12 protein-coding genes are annotated in these 15,671 nt (G+C 72.9%); 11 read left to right on the forward strand and 1 reads right to left on the reverse strand.

Features of this window, described 5'->3' with window-relative positions; all coding sequences use genetic code 11:
- The first annotated feature begins 71 nt into the window (after positions 1-71).
- The 7 genes from AB0D67_RS30455 (at position 72) to AB0D67_RS30485 (ending at position 10,308) form a co-directional block, all read left to right on the forward strand.
- A complete protein-coding gene (locus AB0D67_RS30455; RefSeq protein WP_362943631.1) occupies positions 72-626 on the forward strand; it encodes an RICIN domain-containing protein in 555 nt (184 codons plus the stop codon).
- Entirely contained in the window at positions 623-1,270 is a 648-nt protein-coding gene (locus tag AB0D67_RS30460; RefSeq protein ID WP_362943634.1) for a hypothetical protein, read from the forward strand. Before AB0D67_RS30455 ends, AB0D67_RS30460 begins: the two co-directional genes overlap by 4 nt.
- Positions 1,271-1,298: 28 nt before the next feature.
- Positions 1,299-2,459, forward strand: coding sequence for a hypothetical protein (locus tag AB0D67_RS30465; RefSeq protein ID WP_362943637.1), 1,161 nt, complete (start codon positions 1,299-1,301; stop codon positions 2,457-2,459).
- Between the two features lie 80 nt (positions 2,460-2,539).
- On the forward strand, positions 2,540-3,490 hold the full coding sequence (locus AB0D67_RS30470) for an alpha/beta hydrolase family protein (RefSeq protein ID WP_362943640.1): 951 nt from the start codon (positions 2,540-2,542) through the stop codon (positions 3,488-3,490).
- Positions 3,491-3,636: 146 nt separating this feature from the next.
- A complete protein-coding gene (locus AB0D67_RS30475) occupies positions 3,637-7,431 on the forward strand; it encodes a GDSL-type esterase/lipase family protein (protein WP_362943643.1) in 3,795 nt (1,264 codons plus the stop codon).
- 330 nt (positions 7,432-7,761) lie between these two features.
- Positions 7,762-9,180 (forward strand): aminopeptidase P family protein, encoded by a 1,419-nt coding sequence (locus AB0D67_RS30480; RefSeq protein ID WP_362943646.1) that lies wholly within the window; start codon positions 7,762-7,764, stop codon positions 9,178-9,180.
- 270 nt (positions 9,181-9,450) lie between these two features.
- On the forward strand, positions 9,451-10,308 hold the full coding sequence (locus AB0D67_RS30485) for a hypothetical protein (RefSeq protein ID WP_362943649.1): 858 nt from the start codon (positions 9,451-9,453) through the stop codon (positions 10,306-10,308).
- Between the two features lie 111 nt (positions 10,309-10,419).
- Here the strand turns inward: AB0D67_RS30485 and AB0D67_RS30490 are convergent, their stop codons facing one another.
- The gene (locus tag AB0D67_RS30490) at positions 10,420-11,454 is read right to left on the reverse strand and encodes a cation diffusion facilitator family transporter (protein WP_362943652.1); all 1,035 of its coding nucleotides are present in this window, start codon (positions 11,452-11,454) and stop codon (positions 10,420-10,422) included.
- A 156-nt stretch (positions 11,455-11,610) separates the two neighbouring features.
- Between AB0D67_RS30490 and AB0D67_RS30495 the strand changes: the two genes are divergently transcribed.
- The 4 genes from AB0D67_RS30495 (at position 11,611) to AB0D67_RS30510 (ending at position 15,459) form a co-directional block, all read left to right on the forward strand.
- Positions 11,611-12,201, forward strand: coding sequence for a malonic semialdehyde reductase (locus AB0D67_RS30495; protein ID WP_362943656.1), 591 nt, complete (start codon positions 11,611-11,613; stop codon positions 12,199-12,201).
- Between the two features lie 346 nt (positions 12,202-12,547).
- Complete coding sequence (locus AB0D67_RS30500; protein ID WP_362943659.1) at positions 12,548-13,027, forward strand: MarR family transcriptional regulator; 480 nt, start codon at positions 12,548-12,550, stop codon at positions 13,025-13,027.
- A 163-nt stretch (positions 13,028-13,190) separates the two neighbouring features.
- A complete protein-coding gene (locus tag AB0D67_RS30505; protein WP_362943662.1) occupies positions 13,191-13,871 on the forward strand; it encodes an LppX_LprAFG lipoprotein in 681 nt (226 codons plus the stop codon).
- Between the two features lie 4 nt (positions 13,872-13,875).
- Entirely contained in the window at positions 13,876-15,459 is a 1,584-nt protein-coding gene (locus AB0D67_RS30510) for an MFS transporter (RefSeq protein WP_362943665.1), read from the forward strand.
- Positions 15,460-15,671: the final 212 nt, after the last annotated feature.

The following is a 15,671-nucleotide window of genomic DNA, read 5'->3' on the forward strand; positions in this document are numbered from 1 at the left end:
CGGTCCTGGAAGCCAGACGCAGAAGGGAGACCCGCAGGATGAGCCGACCTCGTCCTGCCGTCCGCTCAGCCATGCGAGCGGCGACGGTAATCGCCGCCGCCGCCGTCACCGCCGGGTTCATCCCTCCGGCGGCCGCGCACGCGGACGGCACCTACCGATGGCAGAACTTCTTCACCGGCCAATACCTGGAGGTCTACAAGAAATCGAAGGCCAACGGCGGCATCGTCAACGTCTGGCCGCTCAACGGCGGCAGGAACCAGCTCTGGAAGAACACCAAGACGAGCGGGGGCTACAACCGGGTCCGCAACGTCAACAGCGGCAGGTCCCTGGACCGCTGGAACCGGAACTTCAGCGGATTGGCCAAGTGCCCGCTGACGCAGTGGAGCTGGTGGGGCGGCAACCAGCAGCACTGGAAGGCCATCAGCGTCTGGAGCCGCCACGGACGCCGGTTCACCCTCTGGTACAACCGGGCCGGCTGCATGGGCAACGCCTGGCACGACGGCATCGGCGTGCTCAGGCCGTTCAAGTACTCGAACGCCGTCCTCTACGCCCGTTCCGAGTGTGACGAGTCGACCTACATCGGCGCGAACGTGGCCCACTGCTACTGGAAGAGGAACGGCAAATGATCAAGAAAACGCCGCCTTTCCTGGCCGCCGTGGCCGTTCTCGCCATCGCCGCCACCGCCGCCGGGCTGACCACCCGCTCGTCGGCCCAGAGCGTCATGGCCGCCGCCGCTCCGGCCGCCGCATCCAGCCAGACCCTCGATCCCGACACCGCGGCGGAGACGCAGGCCTTCAGCGGCACCGCGGACCGGACCGCGTCCGGCGCCGACATCCCCGAGGGCGGCTGCGAGGTGAGCGGCGAGACCCAGGTCTACGGCGGCGAAGGCACTTTGGACACCGATCCCAGGCTGCTGGCCGACGACGCGAGCTTCCTCGCCCTAGAGCACACGCGGGTCAAGCAGGCCCTGAACGACTGGGTGACCTGTATGACCGGCAAGGGATACGCCTACGACAGCCCGATGAGCGCGCGCAACGACCCCGCGTGGGCCGCGCGCGAGGGGAGCGAACCCGCCACCGCGCGGGAGAAGCAGGTCGCCACCGCCGACGCCGCCTGCGCCGCCGACGGCAACCTGTACCCGACGTACCGGGCGGCCAAGCGCGCCTACGAGCAGATCATGCTGGACGACCGGCGGCAGAAGCTGACCGAGTCCATGGGCGTCTTCGACGGCTGGGTGCGGCGCGCCGAGGCCGTGCTGGCAGCCCGGTGACCGAGGTGAGGGCCGAGCGGAGGCAGGCATGAGACGACGTCTGGTCCGCCACGTGATCGCCATGACGGCGCTGGTGACGTCGTCGCTGACGGGGGCGGGCACGACGGCGGGCGAGGCGGCGAGCACGGCGGCGAGCACGGCCGGCGGCCCGTGGGTGGACGCCGGGCTGGCGCACAAGCTCGCCGCCGGCGGCGACGTGCGGGTCAACGTGGTCACACGGGGCCGCGTCGCCGGCGCCGCCGGGCTGCCGGCCGACGGCGTCGAGGCGGTCGCGCTCAACGTCGCCGCCAAGGGTGACTTCTTCAACACGGGCTCGCTGGCCGTCCATCCCTCCGACGAGCAGGAACCGGGCGGCGACATGGTCTTCTACGACGCGACCCGTTACGCCTCGACCATGGTCTGGGCCAAGGTCGGCGCCGACGGCCGGATCAAGGTGGAGAACCGCGGCGACCGGCCCGTGCGTGTCTATCTCGACGTCCACGGCTACACCCTCGACCACGCCGCGGCCACCTACCACCCGGTCGCGCCGTCGCGCGTCGCCGACCGGGTGCCGGTCCCGCCGCTGGGCAACCTGGAACTGGTGACGCCCGGCCTGCCCGCGCCGCAGAGCGTCGCCCTCTCGGTGCTGGTGAAGAGCGCCTCGACGGGCACGATCCGCGTCTACCCCGCCGGGGACGCCTTCCCCGTCGACGTGAACACCGACTATCCCGCGGGCACCCCCGTGCAGTTCTTCACCGTCGTCAGGCCCGGCACGGACGGCAAGATCAATGTGCACAACCTGGGCAGCGGCGCGGCCGAGGTGACGGCCGAGGTGACCGGCTACTTCACCGCCGCCGAACGCGCCTCCCTCGTCAAGGCCCTGCCTGCGATCCCCGTGGCCGGCGGCGTGACGATCGCCGCGGGCGCCACGCACGTGCTGCGGCCGTCGGAAACCGGCGAGATCCCCTCGTCGGGCGTGTCGGCCGTCGGCATCGCCGTCACCGCGAACGGCACCGCGAACGGCACCGTCGAGGTCGTGCCGCAGGGCGGCGGGACGGCCGTACGGGCGGTGGCGTACGCGGCGGGCAGGAAGACGGCCGGTTTCGGCATGGCCGCGCTGCGCCAGGACGACACGGTCGTGCTGCGGAACGCGGGGGCCTCGCCCGTGACGATCTCCGTGGACGCCTACGCCTACTTCGGAACCCGATAGCCCGCTCCCCGCCCGCACGAACGGATCGGCGCCCCGGCACCGTCCCGTCCGACCCATCGATCACTCAAGGAGCACGTGCGTTGCCGATCCCCCTCGCGCGCCCGCTCGCGGCGCTCGCCCTGTTGCTGACCTTCGCCATGCCCGCTCAGACCGCGACGGCCTCGCCCGAGGTGACCGAGACGGTGGTCAGGGAAGGCCGCGTCCTCGATCTCACCATCACCTCGCCGCTGATCGACGTCCCCGGAAAGGTCCGGCTGCTCCTGCCGCCCGGGTACAGCAAGACGGCGGACCGCCGCTGGCCGGTGCTCTGGCTGCTGCACGGCGGCGGCGGCTCCTACAGCGACTGGGACGTGAAGGGCGCCGTGGACGCGATCGTGGGCGACCGCGAGGTCCTGGTGGTCATGCCCGACACCGGCCCCTGCTCGGGCTACCTGGACTGGAAGGACCCCGCGCTGCCGCCGCACAAGTGGGAGTCCTTCCACATGGGCGAACTCTACGACCTGCTGAAGAGCGCCTACCGCGCCGACGACCGGCAGTCGATCGCGGGCCTGTCGATGGGCGGCGGCGGAGCCATCGGGTACGCCGCACGCCACCCCGGCAGGTTCCGGGCCGCCGCCTCCTTCAGCGGGGCGCTGGACAACGACTATCCAGGCTCTCCCGGCCTGCCCGCGATGACCGCGATCCAGAGCGGGGCGCTGATGTGCGGCGTCACCGTCGAGCAGATCTACGGCCCCGTCGGCGGCGAGTACTGGAACCGCCACAATCCGGCGCGCCTGGTCGAGGCGCTGCGCGGGACCAGGCTCTACATCGCCACCGGCGACGGCCAGGCAGGCAAGGACCAGTCCGGGGTCGGCAACCCCGTGGCGGTGGACGTGGTCGAGCAGTCCGTGTACGGCATGGCCACGCAGTTCACCAGCAGGCTGGGCGACCTGGACATCCCGGTCCGGGTGAACTTCAAGCCCTATCACCGCCACGACTGGGCCAACTGGCAGGGCGAGCTGCGGCGTTCGCTCGACTTCCTGCTCCTTTGAGACCGCGCCCGCCCTGCCGGCCGCGGCGGCGGGCCCGCTTCTCCGACACCTTCCTCCCTCCCGAACCTCCCTCCCGAAGCGCCCTCCCGAACCTCCCTCCCGAACCTCCCTCCCGAAGCGCCCCTCTTCCTCCTCCGGAGCGCATCATGAAGAACAGAACGAGCACCGCACTCGCCGCCGGGTCCGCCGCCCTCGTCCTGGCCTCGGTCCTCGCGCCGCCCGGCGCCGCCGCCGTCGCCGCGCGTCAGACGACGGCTGAGACGGCGGCTGAGACGGTGCGGACGGAGAAACCACCCGAGTCACCCGGGCCGTCGGTGGATCCCGCCGAACGGGGCCGGTTACTGGCCGGCGACTATCGCACCTCGGCCGACCTGTCCTGGACGACCGACGGCGACAGCACCGGCCTGCACGTGCTGGTGGCCGAGGAACGCACCGGCTACACCTGGCGCACGCTGGCCACGCTCAGTGAGCCGGGGTTCGAGACCGACCGCTGGATCGGCAACGTCTGCTTCACCGCCTCCGGCCGCAAGGCGGTGGCCGTTTACGCGCCCCGTACCTTCACCAACGACGGGCGGCTGTTCGACCGGGGCGGCTTCACCGCGCTCATCGACGTACCCTCCGGCAGGGTGCGCAAGCTGCCGCTGCGTTCCAGCCTGGGCTACTTCAACCCCGGCTGCGGCTCCGGCGAGCTGAGCGTCATCACCCAGGCCAAGGGCGGCGACGTGCCGGGCGACGGAGCGGCGGCCACCCGGCTGTCCGTCCTGGACACCGGCGACGGGACGCTGGCCCCGCCGGTCGAACGGCCCGGCCAGATCACCTCAGCCGTGCCCGTCGGCACCGCCATCGTCGCGGCCGGCGGCAACCACCTGCTCCGCATCGAGCGCGACGGCGCGACGACCCGGCTGGCGCGCACCGCCTCGACGCCCTTCCGGCTCGCCGCCGACGGCGGCGGCGGCGTGGTGTACATGGAGTACCGGGGCGACGTCGCCGACGTGCGCCGGCTCGCCGCGCCCGACCCCGGCCGGCCGCCCGGCCTGCTGGCCAGCGGCCCGCTCAGCGGCGTGAACGTGGTGGCGGGAACGGCGGGCAAGGTCTTCCTCACCGGCGACCTCCGGCTGCGGAAGCACCTGCCCACGGCCGTCAGCCAGGTCGGCGTTCCCGCCACGGCTCAGCTGTCCACCCACGGCCGGCTGGCCATCCTGCCCGGTGCCCGGCCCGCCATCGGCGGTCCCGAAGCGCCGTCGGATGCCTGGCAGCGGTCCATGACGCTGCCGGCGCCCGGCCGTCCCCATGCCTTGGAGCTCGCCGCCCGCGTCGTGCCGACGGGCGAGGACGTGACCTTCGCCGTCACGCCCGGCGACGGCTCCGCGGCCTCCGGCGGCGCCGCGCCGCGATCCACCGCCGCCGCGGCCGGTGTCTCCACCACGCCGGTCGACGCCGAGGCCTACTGCGGGGTGCCGCGCAACGACGCCCGCTCCCAGGTGTACCAGCCCACGCCACGACAGGTGGAATGGGCGGCCGACCAGGCGGTCGTCGGCAATCTGACCATGACGCGCCCGGGCAACTGGAAGCAGTCCGGCCTGCCCGCGTGGTCGCCCCAGGGCCTCTTCCCGCCGCGGGCGCTGGAAGGCGGCGGACGGGTGCCGGTGCAGGTGTTCCTCGGCATCATGTCCCAGGAGTCGAACCTGTGGCAGGCCTCCGGTCACGTCCTGCCCGGCGTCACCGGCAACCCGCTGATCGGCAACTACTACGGCCGCCAGGTCTACAACGGCAACGCCGGCGACGACTGGGTGATCCGCTGGGCCGAGAGCGACTGCGGCTACGGCATCACCCAGATCACCGACGGCATGCGCAAGGCCGGGCGGGAACGCCCCTGCAAGGACGGCTACTGCGAGGTGGCGCTGCCGGCCACGCAGCAGCGTGCCGTCGCGCTGGACTACGCCACCAACATCGCCGCCGGGCTGCGCATCCTGCAGGACAAGTGGAACCAGACCCGGCGTGCCGGACTGATACACAGCAACGGAGATCCGAAGTGGCTGGAGAACTGGTTCTTCGCGATCTGGGCCTACAACTCCGGGTTCCATCCCGACGCGGGCGACGGCTCGCCGTGGGGCGTGGGCTGGATGAACAACCCGGCCAACCCTCGCTACCCGGCCAACCGCGCCTTCTTCAACAAGGACCCGCATGATCCAGCGCACCCGCAGCACTGGCCGTATCCGGAGAAGGTCATCGGCTTCGCCGCCTACTCGATCGCCACGCCCGACGGCCCCGGGTTCCGTCCCGCCTGGTGGGTGAGCGAGCTGGACCGTGAGATGGCCAAGCCGCCCATCCACGCCTTCTGCGTCCCGGACAAGAACACCTGCGACCCGTCCGGCAACTACGTGCCCAACGACCCCGAGGTGGCCGGCGAGCCCGCCGGGCCGTGCGCGCACCAGAACTCCGTGGGCCAGTACGACCTGCAGTGCTGGTGGCACACCTCGACGCAATACCACGCGTGCGGCAGCGGCTACTGCGGCAACGAGCTGCACCGCTTCGACACCGGTTACCCCGAGCAGCCGGACGGCACCAACTACCCGCCCGACTGCAGTCTGGCCGGTCTGCCTTCGGGCGCCTATGTCGTGGACGACGTGCCGGCCTCCGTCCCCATCGTCAGGCCGGGTTGCTCGCGCACCTGGGGCGACCACGGTTCCTTCACGCTGGCGTTCAACCCCGACGGCTTCAACGCCTACGCCTCGAAGATCGACTTCCACCAGCTCGGCGCCGGCTTCGGCGGCCACTTCTGGTTCGCCCACACCCGCGCCGCGGCCGGCAACGACATCTTCGGAGTGACCGGCACCTGGCGTCCTCCCTCGGCGGTGAGCGGCTGGACGCGGCTCAAGGTGCACATCCCCAGCCACGGCGCCCATACCCAGCTCGCCGACTACGTCATCGATCTCGGCGGCGGCGCGGGCCGGCGCCACCGCGTGGTCAGCCAGTACCAGCGCAAGGACGTGTGGGTTGATCTCGGCGTCTTCAACCTCAGGTCCGGCGCCAGCGTCTCGCTCAGCAACCTGACCCCGCGCGAGGAAGGCGCCGGCTGGGACTGGGACATCGCCTTCGACGCCATGGCGTTCATCCCCACCGGCAAGCCCACCGTCGACTACGTCGCGCTCGGCGACTCCTACTCCGCCGGGGAAGGCAACGCGCCCTTCGACCCGGTCTCCGACTACACGCTGGGCGATCGCAACTCCAAGTGCCACCGCTCGGCCGAGTCCGCCTACGCACGCCAGATCAGCCGGACGGGCAGCCAGTCGCCCATCGCGGCCGACCCCACCGCGGCGTTCGCCTTCCTCGCCTGCTCGGGAGCGAAGTTCCAGCACGTCACCGGCAGTTCCTATGCCTCCAAGGGCGAGCCTCCGCAACTCGCCCAGGGCTACCTCGACGAGGACACCGACCTGGTCACCCTGTCCATCGGCGGCAACGACGCGGGCTTCGGCCTCATCATCAACCGGTGCGTCCTCGGGCTGTCCTGCATCGACCCCGCGATCGAACAACGCATCGACCAGCTGGCGGACGACTACTACGCCTCCTACTCGACCATCCACAGGGCGGCCCCGAACGCGCGCGTCATCGCCGTGGGCTACCCGCACATCTTCAACCCCGCCCTGCGAGATCCGCTCTCCTGCCTGGAGAACCTCGTCATCTCCTCGACGGAGGCCGAGTGGATCAACGAGATGACGAGCAAGCTCAACACGGCGGCGGCAGGAGCGGTGACCCGCCTGCGCAACGAGGGAACGGACATCCGCTTCGTCGACTCCGTCCCCGCCTTCAAAGGCCACGCCGTCTGCGACCCCGCCCCCTACCTCAACTCCCTGTCGCTTGAGGACGGCAAGACCTTCCACCCGAACGTCTTCGGCCAGGCGCTCTACGCGGACCTCGTGGAGCAGGCCATGGCCGGCTGAGCACCTGCCTGCCCCGGGCCCGCGCCACCGCCGCGACGGGCCCGGGGTGCCGCCTCCGGTCGCCGCGTTCGAGCGCCTGCCTGGCCACACACCGGGCGACAGCTCGTCCGCGGCGCACCCGGCCCGGCTGCGGACGCGAGGACGAGACCGTGCTGATCAGTGCCCGGTCCCGGGGCGACCCGCGCACGAACAGCCGTACCGGCGATCGACCTCATGATGAGGAGGCATCGATCGCCCGCCGTCCAGGACCCGCGCGCCGCATCGGGATGCGGTCCCCTCCTTCCGAATGTAATGTGTGAAATATCACAAGCCTTCGCCCCCGGGGATCCGATGACCGACAAGCTGAACACCGGCAGCCACGACCTGCCGGTATCCGACGCCCTCGCCGAGTTCATGAGGACCGGCTGGGCCGACAGCCGCCGCGACGACGTGGCGGCGCTGCCGGTGGCCGCGTACACGGCCAAGCGACGCGCCGCGCTCGCCGCGCGGTTCCCCGGCGAGCGCCTCGTCATCCCGTCCGGCACGCTCAAGGTCCGCAGCAACGACAGCGACTACCGGTTCCGCCCGCACAGCGCGTTCACCCACCTCACCGGTGACCAGGAGCCCGACGACGTCCTGGTGGTCGACCCGTCCGGGGAGGCGACGCTGTTCCTGCGCCCCCGCTCGCCGCGCTCGGCCTCCGGGACGGCCGGGCAGGAGTTCTACCGCGACCGCCGCTACGGGGAGTTCTGGGTGGGCCGCCGCCCCGACCTCGCCGAGGCCGAGGCGCTCTACCTCCTCGACTGCGCGCCGATCGACCGTCTGGGCGACGCGCTCGCCGGCCCGGCGCGGGTGCTGCGCGGGGTGGACGCCTCGGTGGACGCCCGGGTGGCCCCGCACGACGGGGACGCCGAGCTGGAGACGTTCCTGTCGGAGATGCGGCTGATCAAGGACGAGTGGGAGGTCGCCGAGCTGCAGTTCTCGGTGGACGCGACCGTGCGCGGCTTCGAGGACGTCGTGCGGGCGCTGCCCGCGGCGCTGGACCACCGGCGTGGCGAGCGCTACCTGGAGGGGGTCTTCGGCCTGCGGGCCCGTCTGGAGGGCAACGCGGTCGGCTACGAGAGCATCGTCGCCTCCGGCGCCCACGCGTGCGTGCTGCACTGGATCCGCAACGACGGGCGGCTGAACCCCGACGACCTGCTGCTGCTCGATGCGGGCGTGGAGACCGACGGCCTCTACACCGCCGACGTCACCCGGACCCTGCCGATCTCCGGGCGGTTCAGCCCGGTCCAGCGGCAGGTCTACGAGCTGGTCTACGAGGCGCAGAGCGCGGCGATCGAGGCGCTGCGGCCCGGGGCGCGGTTCCGCGACTTCCACCGGACCGCCATGCGGGTCATCGCCGAGGGGCTGCGCGACTGGGGCGTGCTGAAGATCAGTCCGGATGAGGCCATGGAGCCCGGCAGCGGCCTGTACCGCCGCTACACGCTGTGCAGCAGCGGCCACATGCTCGGCATGGACGTCCACGACTGCGCCAGGGCGCGCGCGGAGGTCTACCTGGACGGCGTGCTGGAGGAGGGGCAGGTGCTCACCGTCGAGCCCGGCCTCTACCTGCAGCCGGACGACCTGACGCTGCCGCCGGAGCTGCGGGGCATCGGCGTGCGGATCGAGGACGACCTCGTCATCACCGCCGACGGCGCCCGGCTGATGTCGGCGGGGCTGCCCCGCCACCCCGACGAGATCGAGGGCTGGATGGCCGCGCTCTCCGCCTGACCGTGTACCGCTCCCCCGCCCGGCCGCACCGGGCGGGGTGTCCGGTCAGGGACGTCCCGGCGGCCGGGTGGAGGGTCATGGCCGCCCGACCCGACTGAGCAATACATACCAAAAGGGACGTTAGGCGACGTTCCGGACACGCTCCGTCAGGGAAGACTCGCCGTGAAGGGCCGCCGTACGGGGCCCGGAGGCGATACGGCGAGCCCGGCCGCCCGCCGGTCGCCGCACCGCCGCGATCGGGAGCGGGGCCGCCGTGATCAGGAGCAGCAGTTGAGCCGGGCGCCTCGGCAGCCGGGCGAGGGGGCTCCCCGGGAGGCGACCCCGGACCACCGCGGGGCTCCCGAGGGAATCCCCTACGGCGCCGGGGCCCCGGGCGGCGGGGACTCCGGCGACGGGGGACCCCCCACCCAGCCGAGCCCGGCGGCCCGGCCCGCCGGGACGCCCTCCGTCCACCCGGCCGCCCGCCATGCGACCGCGGTCCAGGCGGGCACGGGCCCGGGGGCTCCAGGGAGTCCGGGGACTCCGGGCCGGACGGTCACCCGCCGGGCCGGCGTCGTCGCGGCGGCGGCCGTGGCGGGGATGCTCGCGGCCACCCTGACGGCCGCGATCCAGTGGAGGACCGCCGACCGGCTCCGGCAGGAGGAGTCCGAACGCGCGGCGGTCGCGGGGCGGGCGCGCGAGTTCGCCGTGGCGCTGCAGACCTACGACTACGCGGACCTGCGGGTCTGCCGCGACCGGGTCCGCACCTTCTCCAGCGAGCGGTTCGAGAGGGCCTACGACGAGGCCTTCGGGAGGCTCAAGGAGGCGATCATCTCGATGCGGGCGCGCTCGGCCGCCTCGGTGCGGGACGTCTACGTGTCCGGGGTCGCCCCGGACCGGGCGAGGGCGATCACGGTGGTGGACTCCACGGTCACCAGCACCGCGGGCACCCGGCGGCTCCTGGGCACCTACCTGCGGCTCGACCTGGTCAGGACCGGCGGGGACTGGAAGGTCGACGACACGACGGTCATGGGCACGGCCGACGAGCTGGTCACCGACCCCCAGGGCAGGACCGTGGCGCCGTCCCCCGGCCCCTCCGGGAACGCCGGGGGAGACGACTCAGCGGACGATTCGGGAGAGGACGAGTAGGCCACCCGGGACGTCCCGCCCCGGGGCTCGATCGGCACCGCTCCGGCCCGGTACCGTCACCCCGGCGCCGCCGCCCCCCGCCGGGGCTCCGTGATCCGCCGCCCCCGCCGTTCAGGAGTCCTGGTCCGCCGCCCGGCGGTGGTCGTGGGACGACCTGCCCGGGGTGGGGTCGAGGAAGACGTGCGAGATCGACGGGAAACGCTCGCGGAGCCGCTCCTCCACCCGGTCGGCGGCCCGCTCCAGGGCGGCCCCCGTGCTCTCGTCGGAGAAGTCGACGCGCGCGGCGACCATCACCTCGGACGGGCCGAGCATCATGGTCAGCAGCTCCACCACGTCCTCGACCTCGGGCTGGGCGAGCATCTCCCGCTCGACCTCCTTCCTGAGCCGCTCGGGCGCGGCCTGGCCCATCAGCAGGGAGACGTTGGCGCGGATGAGGTGGGCGGCGACGCCCAGCAGCAGCAGGCCGATGGCGACCGAGGCGACGCCGTCCCACACGGGGTCGCCGGTCATCTCGTAGGCCAGCAGACCGCAGGCGGCGATCACCAGGCCCGCCAGCGCGGCGGCGTCCTCGAAGAGCACGGCCTTGACCGCGGTGTCGGAGGTCCGGGCGACGTAGCGCTGCGGGCTCACCCTGACCCGGGCGGCCTCCGAGCGCACCTGCGACAGCGCCTTGAAGAAGGAGACCGACTCGATCACGAACGAGATCACGAGAACGGCGTAGGAGACCCTCAGGTCGGCGAGCTCCTCGCCGTGGATGATCTCCTGCACGCCATGGGTGATCGAGAAGCCCGCGCCGCCGATGAGGGTGGCGAAGGCCGCCATCAGCGCCCAGAAGAACCCCGCCATGCCGTACCCGAACGGGTGTCTGGCGTCGGGAGGGCTGTCGGACCGGCGGACCGCGACGAACAGCAGCACCTCGGTGACGGTGTCGGCGGCGGAGTGCGCGGCCTCGGACATCATCGCCGCCGAGGAGCTCATCAGGCCGGCGACCAGCTTGGCGATGGCGATCGCGAAATTGGCGAGACCGGCCACGATGACGGTGCCGAGGCTCTCCGAGCCGGGCTTCTCCGAGCCGGGCTTCTCCGGGTCGGGCTTCTCCGGGTCGGGCTTCTCCGGGCCGTTCCTGTCCGCTTCGGGGTCGTTCACTGGGATCTCCGCTGTCCGGCCGCTGTACGCCGGTGTCTCGTTCCTCCCCTCCGGAGGATGAAACCTCCCTCCGAGCCGGGGAACGAGACACCGGGAATAGTTGAATCTTCACCTATGTTGCGGGAAGAAAAGGACATCAGACGCTTAGGAGTACATATGTCACTCATTCTCGCCCCCGAAGCGCAGGCCCTCCTCTTCCGGGACGCCCGTACGGCGAACGCCTTCAGCGACGAGCCGGTCACCGACGAGCAGATGCGGGCGATCTACGACCTGGTGAAGTACGCCCCGACCGCCATGAACGGCCAGCCGCTCCGCATCGTCCTGGTGCGCTCCGCCGAGGCCCGGGAGCGCCTGGTGCCCCTGATGGCGCCCGGGAACCAGGCGAAGACCGCCGCCGCCCCGCTGGTCGCCATCCTCGCCGCCGACCTGGACTTCCATGAGGAGCTGCCGAAGGTCTTCCCGCACGCCGCGGGCGCAAGGGAGCGGTTCGCGGCCGACGAGGCGGTCCGCGCCCGCACCGCCACGTTCAACGCGGCCCTGCAGGTCGGCTACTTCATCCTGGGGGTCCGCGCCGCCGGTCTGGCCGCCGGGCCGATGGCGGGCTACGACGCCGACGGCATCGACAAGGAGTTCCTCGACGACGCCCACACCGTCATGGCGGTGGTCAACATCGGCAGGCCCGGAGAGAACGCCTGGCTCGGCCGCCTTCCCCGCCTCCCCTACGACGAGGTCGTCACCAGCGTCTGAGTCACCGGCGCCCGGGTCACCGGCGCCTGAGAGCCGCCCGTCCGAGAGCCGCCCGTCCGAGAGCCGCCCGTCCGAGAGCCGCCCGTCCGAGCGCCGGCCGCCCCGCCGGCCGCTCGGGGACGGAACCGTCCGAGGATGGGACCGAACAGGGGCACACAGGACCGTACAGGACCGCGTGGAGGACGCCTGCCGCGCCGGGGTGGCGCGTTCCCGGTCCAGGGAAAGGGCGTTCCGCCGTTTTCCGGTAAGTTCTGATCCATGAACGGGGAGTCGAACCGGTACGGCGGACGCGGCAGGCGCCTCGCCGGAGCCGTCCCACGTGACGGGGGAAGAAGGTGAACGGCCGGTGACCGACGAGGAGACCCGCTGGCTCAGCTCCATGGAGCAGCGCACCTGGCGCGCCTACCTCGACGCCTACCGGCTGCTGGAACACCGTCTCGATCGCGAGCTGCAATCCTTCGGGCTGTCCATCAACGACTACCAGATCCTGGTCAACCTGTCGGAGAGCCCCGAGCACCGGATGCGCATGAGCGATCTGGCGAGCGCGACGATCCAGTCACGCAGCCGCCTCTCCCACCAGATCTCCCGGATGGAGGCGGCCGGGCTGGTCACGCGGGAGAACTGCCCCGACGACCGGCGCGGCACCTTCGCCGTGCTGACCGGGAACGGCTGGGCCACCATCCAGAAGGTCGCCCCGCACCATGTGGCCAGCGTGCGGCGGCACTTCATCGACCTGCTCACCGACGACCAGCTGCACGCGCTGGAGTCCGCGTACGCCCCGGTGGTCGAGCACCTCAAGAGCCTGCGGACGGCGAGCGGGAGCTGACGGGCTCCGGGCCCTCCGGGAACGGTTCCCCCCTCCGGCTCCTCCGGCGATGTCCCGCTGGGAGCGCTCCCGTCCCGGAGGACGTCCGCGCGGGAGCCGGAGGAGGCGAAACCGATACCGCTCCGGCATCGTCCGGCGTCCCCGCGGTCGTTACTATCCGGCCATGCCTGGTCGCCGGATCCCCCTCGCCGCGGTGCTCACCGCGGTGCTCGCCGTACTGTCCCTGACCGCCGCGTGCGGCGGCTCCGACGAGCCGAGCCTGCCCGGCGGGCCGGAGCTGGTGCGGAAGTCGGCGGAGGCGATGCGGGCGGTCACGTCCGTGGCCTTCTCCCTGGAGACCGAGGGCAGCCCCGCCGTCCCGGTCAAGAAGGCGACCGGCCGCCTCAGCGGCACCGGCGACGCCGACGGCACCATCCAGCTCGATCTGATGGGCACCCTCCAGGAGATCCAGTTCGTCCTCCTCGGCGAGACCGTCCACTTCAAGGGCGTCACCGGCGGCTTCCAGAAGATGTCGCGCGGCCAGCTCGCCACGATCTACGACCCGTCCGCCATCCTCGACCCGGACCGGGGGGTCGTCCAGCTCATGTCCGGGGCGGTGAACCCCCGGACGGAGGCCGCGGAGAAGGTGGACGGCTCCGACGCCTACCGGGTCTCGGCCACGCTCCCCCATCGGATCCTCGTCACGATGGTCCCCGGCCTCGGCCAGGACGTGAACGGCACGCTCTGGATCGACCGCGCCACCGACCGCCTGCTCAAGGCCGACCTGCCGATGGACGGCGGGAAGGTGACCGTCGCCTTCCACGACTACGGCGCGCCGGTGCGGATCACCGCGCCTGCCGGGTGACCCGGTGACCGCCCCCGTCCCCGCTCCCGCCGACGCCCCCTACACCGCGTCCCGGACCGTCCGGCGCCGCACCGCCCTCGGCGTCGGCGGCGCCGCCGTGCTGCTGGCGGCCCTGGACGCCTACGTCGTGGTGACCATCCTGGTGGACGTCGCGGGCGACGCCGGGGTGCCGCTCAACCACCTGGAACGCGCCACCCCGATCGTCACCGGCTTCCTGCTCGGCTACGTCGCGGCCATGCCGCTGCTCGGCGGCCTGTCCGACCGGTACGGCAGGCGCCCGCTGATCCACCTGTGCCTGGCGGGCTTCGCGGCCGGCTCGGTCATCACCGCGCTGGGCGAGACCGTCCCCTGGCTGGTGGCCGGGCGGGCGTTGCAGGGCGTCGCGGGCGGCGCGCTGCTGCCCGTCACCATGGCCCTGGTCGCCGACCTGTGGGACGACCGCGACCGCCCGCTCGCCCTCGGCGCGCTCGGCGCGGCCCAGGAGCTCGGCAGCGTGCTCGGCCCCCTGTACGGCGCGGCCCTCGCCGCCGCGGTCCCGGCGTCCCTGCGGCTGGGCGCCGTCCCGCTCGGCGGCTGGCGGTCGATCTTCTGGATCAACGTCCCGCTGGCCGCCGTGGCCGCGCTGGCCGTACGGCGGGCCGTGCCGCCCCGCGACCGCGCCGCGTCCCCGGCCGCCCGGGTCGATCTCGCCGGCGGGCTGCTGCTGGCCATCGCGCTGGGACTGCTCGTGGCGGGCCTGTACAACCCCGACCCGGGACGGTCGGTCCTGCCGCCGTGGGGGCCGGCCACGATCGCGGCCGGGGCGGCGGCCGCCGCCGGGTTCGCCGTCTGGGAGCGGCGGGCCAGGGTGCGCCTGTTCGACCTGACGGGGGTGGCGCGCACGCCGTTCTTCGCCACGCTCGGGGTGAGCGCGCTGACCGGCGCGGCGCTCATGGTCACACTCGTGGACGCGCAGCTCACCGCGCAGACCCTCCTCGGGCTGGACGCGCTGGACGGCGCGCTGGTGCTGTCGCGCTTCCTGGTCGCGCTCTGCGTGGCCGCCCTGCTGGGCGGCCCGCTGGTCCGCCGGTACGGCGAGCGCGCCGTGGCGGTCGCCGGGCTGGCGGTGGCCGCGGCCGGTTACCTCCGCATCGGCGGGTGGCCGCTCGACCTGGCCTCCGCCGGTCTCCGGGTGGACGCCGACCTCGTCGTGGCCGGGCTCGGCCTCGGCGCGGTGATCGCCCCCGTCTCCTCGGCGGTCCTGCGGGCCGTACCCGCGGCCCGGCACGGCGTGGCGTCGGCGGCGGTGGTCGTGGCCCGGATGATGGGCATGCTGCTGGGGATCGCGGCGCTGTCGGCCTGGGGGTTCCACCGGTTCCAGTCGCTCACCGCGGACCTGGACACGCCGCTGCCGTTCGGTGTGGACCCCGCCGTCTACGCGCGGCGGCTCGCCGCCTACGAGGCCCAGGTCAAGGCGGCCCTGCACACCGAGTACGGCGAGATCTTCCTCATCACCGCCGCCCTGTGCGGGATCGGCGCGCTGGCCGCGCTGCTGCTGCCGCGCGGCCGTCCCGCCCCGGCGGGGACCGGTCGTCCCGGGGAACCGTGAGTCCCGCGCGGCCGGTCCCCGCCGCAGCGGAACCCGTCGGCCGGGGGTCCTGAGCCTTCCGCGAGCCGGGCGGGCACATCGCGCGTGCCCGCCCCACCGGCGGCCGGACGCCCTACGACACGACCGGGTCCTCCGAGATCGTCAGACCTCCTCGACGCTGCTCGGCTCGCGCCGGGACAGGTCGATGCCGAGCTCCTCCGCGGCGCGGAAGA

The organism is Streptosporangium sp. NPDC048047, assembly GCF_040653115.1.
GTDB lineage: Bacteria > Actinomycetota > Actinomycetes > Streptosporangiales > Streptosporangiaceae > Streptosporangium.

Coding starts and splice junctions, on each gene's coding strand:
- AB0D67_RS30455 (WP_362943631.1), top strand. CDS start 72: ATGCGAGCGGCGACGGTAATCGCCGCCGCCGCCGTCACCGCCGGGTTC.
- AB0D67_RS30460 (WP_362943634.1), top strand. CDS start 623: ATGATCAAGAAAACGCCGCCTTTCCTGGCCGCCGTGGCCGTTCTCGCC.
- AB0D67_RS30465 (WP_362943637.1), top strand. CDS start 1,299: ATGAGACGACGTCTGGTCCGCCACGTGATCGCCATGACGGCGCTGGTG.
- AB0D67_RS30475 (WP_362943643.1), top strand. CDS start 3,637: ATGAAGAACAGAACGAGCACCGCACTCGCCGCCGGGTCCGCCGCCCTC.
- AB0D67_RS30480 (WP_362943646.1), top strand. CDS start 7,762: ATGACCGACAAGCTGAACACCGGCAGCCACGACCTGCCGGTATCCGAC.
- AB0D67_RS30495 (WP_362943656.1), top strand. CDS start 11,611: ATGTCACTCATTCTCGCCCCCGAAGCGCAGGCCCTCCTCTTCCGGGAC.
- AB0D67_RS30505 (WP_362943662.1), top strand. CDS start 13,191: ATGCCTGGTCGCCGGATCCCCCTCGCCGCGGTGCTCACCGCGGTGCTC.